This window comes from Mesorhizobium sp. M0808 (assembly GCF_040320025.1).
Taxonomy (GTDB): Bacteria; Pseudomonadota; Alphaproteobacteria; order Rhizobiales; family Rhizobiaceae; genus Mesorhizobium.
In genome coordinates this window covers 1-642 of sequence record NZ_JAMYOX010000138.1, presented here as the reverse complement: position 1 = coordinate 642, position 642 = coordinate 1, and the positions used below count along the sequence as shown (strand labels likewise).

At 63.6% G+C, this 642-nt stretch carries 1 protein-coding gene; it reads left to right on the top strand.

The genetic code is table 11. The features are described 5' to 3' along the window. Nucleotides 1–642 (top strand): HAD-IC family P-type ATPase (locus NKI25_RS36340; protein WP_353000993.1); only part of this gene is annotated, 642 nt, incomplete at both ends.

Genomic DNA, 642 nt, shown 5'->3' with positions numbered 1-642 from the left:
ACCGGCACGCTCACGCTCGGCCAGCCCCGTCTCGTCAATGCGGCCTCGATCGATCCGGCCATGCTGACGATTGCGGCCGACATGGCCGCGCATTCGCGTCATCCCTTTTCAAAGGCCATAGCCGGTCTTGCCGCTGGCGGCGGGCAGCACAAATTCGATGCCGTCACCGAGCATCCGGGGTTCGGTATCGAAGCAACTGACGTCGGAAGTATCTGGCGGCTGGGCAGACGCGGATGGGCTGGATGGAAGGCCCGCACAGGCGGCGAAGGCAAACATGGCTATGGCGGGACGGTCCTGACGAAAGACGGGATCGTTGTCGCGACCTTCAATTTCGAGGATGCGTTGCGTGCCGACGCCAAGGCGGCGATCGAGCGATTGAACGATGCCGGGATGTCGGTTCAGATGCTGTCGGGCGATAGCGCGGCCGCCTGCCGCGAAATCTCGAAAATGCTGGGTATCGATGACTTCGTTCCGTGCCTGCTGCCGTCCGGCAAGGTCGAATGCATCGAAACCCTGGCGAAAGAGGGACACCGGGTTCTGATGGTTGGCGACGGCTTGAACGACACGCCTGCGCTGAGCGCGGCGCATGTTTCGTTCGCGCCGGCCACGGCCGCCGACATTGGCCGCAATGCGGCGGATTTC